Raw genomic sequence first — 8,419 nt, 5'->3', positions numbered from 1 at the left:
CGGATGGCGTGCGGCACGTCCTTGATGTCGTACTCGCCCTTGCCGTCGTCGTCCGTGAAGCCGACCGTCGCGCCGTTCATGCGGGTCTGCTTGAACTTCTCGGACATGACCATGATGCCGGCGTAGGTCTTGTTCTCGGGCGAACCGGCCGAGATCGGGATCTGCTTGATGACCTGGCCGTTGTGCGTGATCTTCATCTGCTTGGTCGCCGCGTCGACGTAGGAGACCTGGTTGCGGCCGATGTGGAAGGTGACCGTCTTCTGCTGGACGCCGTAGACGCCGTTGGCGCCCTCGACACCGTCGAGGGCCAGCTTCAGCGTGACGGTGGAGTTCTCCTTCCAGTACGTCTCCGGGCGGAAGTCGATGCGGTTGGCGCCGAACCAGTGGCCGACGACCTCCTGGCCGCTGCTGGAGGTGACCGTGATCCCCTTCTGCACGGCGGCCTTGTTGGCGATCGCCTTGTCGAAGTTGATCGACACGGGCATGCCCACCCCGACGGTGCTGCCGTTGTCCGGGGTGAAGTTGCCTATGAAGCTGTTGGCCGGGGCGACCGTGGTGAACGAGGCGTTCTCGTGGGCGACGCGGCCCTTGGAGTCCTTCGCCTCGGCCGAGATCTTGTAGGTGGTCGAGCGCTCCAGCTGGGTGCTCGGCTTCCAGCTCAGCTTGTCGGCGGCGAGGGCGCCCTCGACGTCATGACCGTCCGAGGTGGTCATGTGCACCTCGGTGAGTTCACCCTTGGCGACCTTGACGGTGGCCGAGTTGTTGATGGAGGCGTTGTTCGAGCCGTCCTTCGGCGTGATCGTGATCGCGGCCTCGGACGACTTCGCCGCCGCGGCCTCGTCGGCCTTGGCCTGCGAGCTTTCGCCGCCGTCCGCCGCACTGGCGTCACCGCCGCCGGAACAGCCCGTCAGTACGAGCACACCACCGAGCAGTGCGGACGCGACCGTGAGGCCCTTGCGCCGCTTACTGTCCGTCATCACACGCTTCTCCATCGTCGCCGAATCCGAAAACCCCGAGAGTCCCTGCTGGAAGATCTCAACGTCACGGCCACACCGTCCCGTTCCCCGTTCCGGGGAGTTGTGGGACACGCCACGCCCCCGTGAAGGGGCCGGGATGCGCCGTGCTCTCCTGTACAGACGAGAGAACCCGGACGGTGGTTGCCGTCCGGGTTCACAGATGCCCCGGGACGCTCAGCCGATGCCGTCCTTCTCGTCGTCGTCCGCCCCATCATCCTCGTCCAGGTCCCACTCCGGCGAATCCGGGTCGTAGTCGATCTGCTCGCTGGACCAGGATGCCTGCTGGAGCTCCACCCCGGGTACCCCGCTGACCAGGCCGAACGGATCGACGAGATACGCCAGGGCCTCTTCGGTGTCTTCCGTCACAGCGGACTCGGCGTGCGCCCGCTCGCTCTCCGGGACGTCCGGATCGCCGGCCAGGCGGTTGATCGCGGCCTGTGTCAGTTCGTCCTCGGCGGTCACCTCCAGGATCAGCTCCACCTGAAGCCGTACAAAACGTGATGTCTTTTCAGCGTCCATGACGAGAGCCTAGAGCCGAAACCTGTCGTGACTTTCCTGTGACCCGCGATTTTCACTAACATCGCTCCACACGGCCAATTCGCCAGTGCCGCAAGGGGGATCGATATTCCGTGTCATCCGCTCGCCGTCCGCTGCTGACCGCCACCGCCGCGGGCACGCTGCTGTGCGCTCTGTGGTTCGTCCCGTCCGCGAACGCCTCCCAGGACGGCCTCCCGAAGAACGTGGTGGAGCAGTCGGCCGTGGCCGACTCCTCGACACGGATCACCCAGCAAACCGCCACGGTGTCCGCCGACACCGGGCGGGAGGTGCCGGAGGAGACCGGACTCCCCGAGGGGACCGAACTCGCCGACACCGGAAGCTTCGACACCACGCCGTACGTCGTCACCGGCACGCTGCTTCTCGCGGTGGGCGCGGGGTTCGTGGTGTATTCGGTACGCCGGGAACGGCTGGGTTTCTGAGGATTCCGGGGTTTCCCGGGGCGCCGGAGATTCGGGGGGCCGCCGGGGATTCGGGGGGCTTCCGAGGCCCTCGGGGTTCTTGAGGTTCCCGGGGTTCTTGAGGTCCTGGGACTTCCGGAATCACCGGAACCGCCCCCTTTTCCCGGAGCTTCCCGGAGACGGGAATTCCGGCCACGCTCTTTCCGCCCGGCGGAAATACCCGCGCCCTCAGCCGTGCGCCCGCCGCGCGTGCCGGGGCAGCAGGCCCACCAGCGGCAGCGTGACGACGTTCAGCGCGGCGGCGATGCCGAAGACCAGCTCGGCCGCGGCCAGGTAGGACGACACCGATCCGCTCCCCACCCGCGCGAAGAACACCGTGCCGAGGGCGGCGACGCCGATCGCGCCCGCGAACTGCTGGACGGCGTTGAGCAGGCCCGCGCCGGTACCGACCTCCTCCGGAGTGGCGTCGCCGATGATGAAGTCGACCAGCGGGACGAACACCAGCCCCGAGCCGAAGCCGGTGACCAGCAGCGCGGGCGCCAGTGTCCAGACGGTGAGGTCCGCACCCCGGTGGGCGACGGACCACCACAGGGCCAGCAGGCCCACCACGGCGATCGACAGTCCGAGGTGCAGACTCGCGCGGCCCAGCTTCTCGGCCAGCACGGCGCCCGCGAGCAGGACGGCGACGGCGGTGCCCAGCGCCCAGGGGATCAGCGTGAGTCCGGTGCGCAGCGGGGTCCAGCCCAGGCCCTGTTGGAGGAGCAGGTTGACGACGAGGACGAACGCGCTGAGCGAGGCGTAGAACCCGGCCACGACCACGAGTCCGACGACGAAGCCGCGCTTGCGGAACAGTGACGGCGTGATGACCGGGTGGGCGCTGCGCCGCTGCGAGACGACGAACAGGGCGAGCAGGACGACCGAGCCCGCCAGCATGACGTAGGTCCAGACGGGCCAGCCGAGGTCACGGCCCTGGATGAGGGGGACGATCAGCAGGGCGGAGGCGGCGGTGAGCAGGCCGACACCGGTGAGGTCGAGCCGGGCCGTGCGGTCCTCGCCGCCGTGGTGGGGCAGCACGCGGTGGCCGAGGACGAGGGCGACGAGGCCGAACGGCACGTTGATCAGGAAGATCGAGCGCCACTGGCCGCCGAACAGGTTCAGGTGCAGCAGCCAGCCCGCCAGGATGGGCCCGCCCACCATCGCCAGTCCCATCAGCGGGCCGACCGGGGCGAGCGCCCGGCGCAGGTGCTTCGGCGGGAACACGACCTTCACCAGGGCGAGGCCCTGCGGGATCATGACCGACCCGAACAGGCCCTGGAGCGTGCGGGCGACGATCAGGAAGACCGCGTCCGGCGCGAGACCGCAGGCCAGCGAGGCCAGGGTGAAGCCGGTCATGCCGAGCAGGAACAGCCGCCGCCTGCCGAGCAGGTCACCGAGCCGCCCGGAGGTGACGAGGCCGAGCGCGAAGGCGGCGGTGTAGGCGCTCAGCACCCACTGCACGGCGACCTGACCGGCGCCGAGATCGGCGCGGATGGAGGGTCCGGCGAGGTTGGCGACGCTGGAGTCGATCAGATCCATGACGTCGGCCAGGACCACGACGACGAGAACGAGCCACGCGGTGCGCAGGGGCGACGGGGCGGCGGGAGGCGCTTCGGAGGTGCGCTGATGGATGGACACGAACACCGTTCTACTCTGGAACGGTGTTCGTAACAACGCGAACTGCGCTCCAAGTGGCGTAGAACACTGTTCGTCGGGTTCGCTAGACTGCCCCCATGTCACCGACTCCGCAGCAACGGCGCGCAGCACGGCACGGCGCCGGACCGAGCACCTCCGCGACGCGGCGCGGACCGTCCGGCGGGCGCAAGAAGCCGATCACGGTCGACGCCATCATCGACACCGCGTTCGGCATCGTGGAGCGGGAGGGCTACGCGGCCCTGACCATGCGGCGCGTGGCCACCGCGCTGGAGACGGGACCTTCCTCGCTCTACGCCCACGTGGTCAACAAGGAGGACCTGGACGAGCTGCTCATCGGCCGGCTGTGCGCGGAGATCGAGCTGCCCGAGCCGGACCCCGCCCACTGGCGGCGGCAGATCACCGACGTCTGCACGCGGCTGCGCGACCAGTACCTGCGCTACCCGGGCATCTCCCAGGCGGCCTTCGCCGCCGCCCCGTCCCACCTGGACACCCTGCGCGTCGGCGAGGGCATGCTCGCCATCCTGCTCGCCGGGGGCATCGCACCCCAGGCCGCCGCCTGGGCCATCGACTCCCTGATGCTCTACGTCAACGCGTACAGCCTGGAGGTCTCGCTGGCGAACAGCCGCGTCGACCGCGGTGCGGAACCGGGGGCGGACACGGGCGAGTCGCCGGGCGAGGTCTCGGACGTGGCCCCGGGTGCGGCCCCGGGTGCGGACGGCTGGGTGGTCGGCCGCGACGAACTGCTGCGCCGCTTCGCCGCGTTGCCCGACACCTTCCCGCAGACCAAGCGCTACGCCGCCGAGTTGACCGCCGGAACCGTCCACGACCGCTTCGACTTCACCATCGGCCTGATGATCGACGGGCTGGGGGCCTCGGGCCGGTGAATATGACATACGTCCGTTTGACGATCCTTTGACCGAGCGCGCATAGTCCGCCCCATGAGGAGATCACCGGGCGTACGGCTGTGCGCCACCGCCGCCATGGGCACACTGTCCGTCGCCCTCGTCACGGGCTGCTCCGGCTCGGGCACGCGCAACCGGGTCCCGAACGCCGCCACGCTGGACCGGTTGGTCATGGCCGAGGGCGAGCTGCCCGGTTACGAGATACGGCCCACCGAACCCGGCACCACCGCCGGTGATCCGCCCACCTCCGCCGAGGCCGCATGCCGCCCCCTGCTCCCGCTCCTCGCCGGTACCGCGCCGGGCACCCCGGCCGCCCAGGTCAGCCGCACGGCGGCGGAGAAGGGCGCCCCGGAGACCCACGCGACGGCCCTGGACGGCCTGTCCGAGGGCGAGTTGAAGGACGCCGTGCGCCGGAGCATGGACCGCGACGTCACCGTGATCACCCTCGCCTCCTACGGCGGCGACGGCGCCCACCGCGCACTGCGCTCGGTCTCCGGCGCGGTACGGGCCTGCGCGGACGGCTTCGGCGGCACCGGCCCCGGCGAACGGCGCGCGTTCTCCGCCTTCACCCCGGAACACGCCTCGGACACGGGCGAGGAGTCGGTGGCCTTCGCGGCGACGGGCGGGGGCTCGGCGAGCGGTGACACGGCCGGTGAGGGCTCGGTCCACTTCCAGGTGGTCCGCCACGGCAGCACCCTCGCGACCTACATGACGATGAACGTCGGCGCGATGATGGCACGTCGGGCGTACGCGGTTCCGGCCCGGGTGATCGGCGCACAGTCGGCCAAGCTGCGCTGACGGGCAGGGAGCGAGCTGCGCCGACGGGCAGGGGCCCCGCCTCGGACGGAGCCCCTTACTCCCCCAACTTCCTTACCGCAGCGGCCCGGTGACCGTCTCGGCGGCCGCGACGACCCCGCCCGCGCGGACGAACGCCTCGGCGGCGGCCAGGTCGGGCGCGAGGAAGCGGTCCGGACCCGGACCCTCGACCCCGGCGGCCCGCGCGGCGTCGATGACGGCCCGCGAGGCGGGCGCGGCCTCAAGGCCCTCGCGCAGCTCGACGGCGCGGGTGGCGGCGTACAGCTCGACGGCGACGATCCGCGTCAGGTTGTCCACGGCGGTACGCAGCTTGCGCGCGGCCGACCAGCCCATGGAGACGTGGTCCTCCTGCATCGCGGAGGACGGGATGGAGTCGGCGGAGGCGGGTACGGCCAGCCGCTTCATCTCGCTGACCAGCGCGGCCTGCGTGTACTGCGCGATCATCAGCCCGGAGTCCACACCCGCGTCGTCCGCCAGGAAGGGCGGCAGACCATGGCTGCGGTTCTTGTCGAGCAGCCGGTCGGTACGGCGCTCGGCGATGGAGCCGAGGTCGGCGGCGGCGATGGCCAGGAAGTCGAGGACGTAGGCCACCGGGGCGCCATGGAAGTTGCCGTTGGACTCCACCCGGCCGTCGGACAGCACCACCGGGTTGTCGACGGCGGCGGCCAGCTCGCGCTCCGCGACCAGGCGGGCGTGCGCCATGGTGTCGCGTCCGGCACCGGCGACCTGCGGCGCGCAGCGCACCGAGTACGCGTCCTGCACACGGGGCGCGTCGTCCTGGTGGTGCCCGGTGAGCTGGGAGCCCTTGAGCACGGCGAGCATGTTGGCGGCGGAGTCGGCCTGGCCCGGGTGCGGGCGGATGGCGTGCAGCTCGGGGGCGAGGACCTTGTCCGTGCCGAGCAGCGCCTCCAGGCTGAGGGCGGCGGTGACGTCGGCGGACTTGTAGAGCGTGTCGAGGTCCGCGAGGGCCATGATCAGCATGCCGAGCATGCCGTCGGTGCCGTTGAGGAGGGCGAGCCCCTCCTTCTCGCGCAGCTCGACGGGCCGGATGCCGTGCTCACGCAGCAGCTCACCGGCGGGACGGACGGTGCCGTCGGCGTCCTCGGCCTCACCCTCGCCCATGAGGGTCAGCGCACAGTGGGACAGCGGGGCGAGGTCGCCGGAGCAGCCGAGCGAGCCGTACTCGTGCACGACCGGGGTGATCCCGGCGTTCAGCACGTCCGCCATGGTCTGCGCGACCTCGGGACGGACACCGGTGTGCCCGGAGCAGACGGTCTTCAGCCGCAGGAACATCAGCGCCCGCACGACCTCGCGCTCGACCCTCGGCCCCATGCCGGCGGCGTGCGAGCGGACGATGTTGCGCTGGAGCTGGGCACGCAGCTCCGGGCTGATGTGCCGCGTCGCCAGGGCACCGAAGCCGGTGGAGACGCCGTAGACCGGCTCGGGCTTCGCGGCGAGCGCCTCGACGATCTCACGGGCGGCCGCGAGGGCCGCCACCGCCTCGGCCGACAGCTCGACGCGTGCTCCACCGCGCGCCACGGCCAGCACGTCGGACGCGGTCACGCCGGAGGTCCCCACCACCACAGTGTGCATATCCATATTCAGGAGCGTACGCATTGAATTCCGCGCTGTCACCAGTGGATTGCGGTCTCACCCCTTACTTCTCCTGTGCTCCCGCTCACGGCAACGAGCCCGGCTGCTCACAGCAACGGGCTCCGCCCTCACGGCAGCCGGCCCCGGAAACGACGGCGCTCGGGACGGGCGGGCGACGCCTCGTCGGCCAGCCGGACCACCGGGTCCTCCGGCCCCTCCCGCCCCGCCACCACCGGACGGTCGGCCCGCTCCGCCTTGGCCCGGTACTGCGCCGCGTCCGCCAGCCGGAACAGCCGCCGCGCGTCCCGTACCGGCCCGATCGGGTCCTCCGTCGAGGCCACCCCGCACGCCACGCCCTCGCCCAGCTCCAGCTCCCCGGCCCTGCGGCACAGCTCGTCGGCCGCCTTCACCACGTCGTCGGCGGGCGCCCCCACCGCGAGCAGACAGAACTCGTCCCCGCCGAGCCGCGCCACGAGCGCCCCCGGCACCATCGCCCCGCACAACGACAGCACCGAACCGAACCGCTCCAGCAACCGGTCCCCGACCGCGTGCCCATGCGTGTCGTTGACCCTCTTCAGCCCGTTCAGATCGCAGACGACGAGACTGACGGGCACACCCTCCACGCGATGCCGCTCGATGGCCTCCTCAAGGCGTACGTCCACGGCCCGCCGGTTGGCGAGACCGGTCAGCGCGTCGGTGAACGCGAGCCGGTTCGCCTCCTCCAGGCGCTCGGTCTGCGCGATGCCCGCCGCCACGACCGCCGCGAGCACGGTCGCGAAGTCGGCCTCACCCCGGTCGAACACCGGCGCGTCGGCCGCCCGCGCCACATACAGCTCGCCCCATGCCCTGCCGTGCAGAACGATCGGCGCCACGACACAGCAGCCCCGGCCCCGGCGGCGCAGGGCGGCGACCCGCTGGTGGAAGTAGCCCGGAGTGCCCTCGGCAGGCCCCCGCGCGGTCTCCACCCATGCGTTCGGCCCGCCACCCCCGGCCCACCGCTCGTGCAGAAACTCGGTGATCTCCGGGAACTGGTGCACCGGATACGCCTCCGCCTCCGGAAACTCCTCCTCGCCCTCCGCCCGCTCCCCCACGTTCACCAGCACCCGCAGCCGCCCCAGCCCCCGCTCCCACACCGACAGCGCGGCAAAACTCCCGTCGAGCGCCCGACACGCCCCGACCGCCGCCGCCCGCCACGACTCCGGCCCGGTACGCGCCGCCGCCATCCCCTGAGCCAGCGCCACCACAGCGACAAGCCGCTCGTCCTCACCCATTACTCCAGGTTAGGCAGCAATGGGGATACCTGTGGCGTTGGCGGGGCGATCAGGTGGATCTTGCTTTTGCTTTTAGGGGGCGCGGGGAACTGCGCAACGAGCCACAACGACGCGAAAGCCGAACCCACCACCCCAGCCGCCCCAGGGGCGCGGGGAACTGCGCGACAAGCCAC

8 protein-coding genes are annotated in these 8,419 nt (G+C 71.2%); 3 read left to right on the top strand and 5 right to left on the bottom strand.

What is annotated here, in order from left to right; all coding sequences use genetic code 11:
- Positions 1-992, bottom strand: a 992-nt coding sequence (locus GTW40_RS25275; protein WP_202486402.1) for an Ig-like domain-containing protein, incomplete at its 3' end; no start/stop codon positions are given.
- Positions 993-1,190: 198 nt separating this feature from the next.
- Positions 1,191-1,535 carry a hypothetical protein gene (locus GTW40_RS25270; protein ID WP_161182469.1) on the bottom strand — a complete coding sequence of 115 codons (345 nt, stop codon included), beginning with the start codon at positions 1,533-1,535 and terminating at the stop codon, positions 1,191-1,193.
- A 110-nt stretch (positions 1,536-1,645) separates the two neighbouring features.
- On the opposite strand from GTW40_RS25270, the gene GTW40_RS25265 reads away from it, so the two are divergent.
- Complete coding sequence (locus tag GTW40_RS25265; RefSeq protein ID WP_161182468.1) at positions 1,646-1,993, top strand: hypothetical protein; 348 nt, start codon at positions 1,646-1,648, stop codon at positions 1,991-1,993.
- 207 nt (positions 1,994-2,200) lie between these two features.
- Here the strand turns inward: GTW40_RS25265 and GTW40_RS25260 are convergent, their stop codons facing one another.
- The gene (locus GTW40_RS25260; protein WP_161182467.1) at positions 2,201-3,646 is read right to left on the bottom strand and encodes a DHA2 family efflux MFS transporter permease subunit; all 1,446 of its coding nucleotides are present in this window, start codon (positions 3,644-3,646) and stop codon (positions 2,201-2,203) included.
- 95 nt (positions 3,647-3,741) lie between these two features.
- Here GTW40_RS25260 and GTW40_RS25255 point away from each other — a divergent pair, with 95 nt between their 5' ends.
- Both GTW40_RS25255 and GTW40_RS25250 read left to right on the top strand, forming a co-directional pair.
- Positions 3,742-4,548 (top strand): TetR/AcrR family transcriptional regulator, encoded by an 807-nt coding sequence (locus tag GTW40_RS25255; protein WP_161182466.1) that lies wholly within the window; start codon positions 3,742-3,744, stop codon positions 4,546-4,548.
- A 54-nt stretch (positions 4,549-4,602) separates the two neighbouring features.
- Positions 4,603-5,364 (top strand): hypothetical protein, encoded by a 762-nt coding sequence (locus GTW40_RS25250; RefSeq protein WP_161182465.1) that lies wholly within the window; start codon positions 4,603-4,605, stop codon positions 5,362-5,364.
- A gap of 72 nt (positions 5,365-5,436) precedes the next feature.
- Here GTW40_RS25250 and hutH read toward each other — a convergent pair whose 3' ends face one another.
- Both hutH and GTW40_RS25240 read right to left on the bottom strand, forming a co-directional pair.
- Positions 5,437-6,975 carry a histidine ammonia-lyase gene (gene hutH, locus GTW40_RS25245; RefSeq protein WP_161182471.1) on the bottom strand — a complete coding sequence of 513 codons (1,539 nt, stop codon included), beginning with the start codon at positions 6,973-6,975 and terminating at the stop codon, positions 5,437-5,439.
- A gap of 128 nt (positions 6,976-7,103) precedes the next feature.
- The gene (locus tag GTW40_RS25240; RefSeq protein WP_161182464.1) at positions 7,104-8,246 is read right to left on the bottom strand and encodes a GGDEF domain-containing protein; all 1,143 of its coding nucleotides are present in this window, start codon (positions 8,244-8,246) and stop codon (positions 7,104-7,106) included.
- Positions 8,247-8,419: the final 173 nt, after the last annotated feature.

Source organism: Streptomyces sp. SID4985, from assembly GCF_009863025.1.
Classification (GTDB): Bacteria; Actinomycetota; Actinomycetes; order Streptomycetales; family Streptomycetaceae; genus Streptomyces.
The sequence above is the reverse complement of the archived record's forward strand: the minus strand, read 5'-3'. Positions and strand labels throughout refer to the sequence as shown.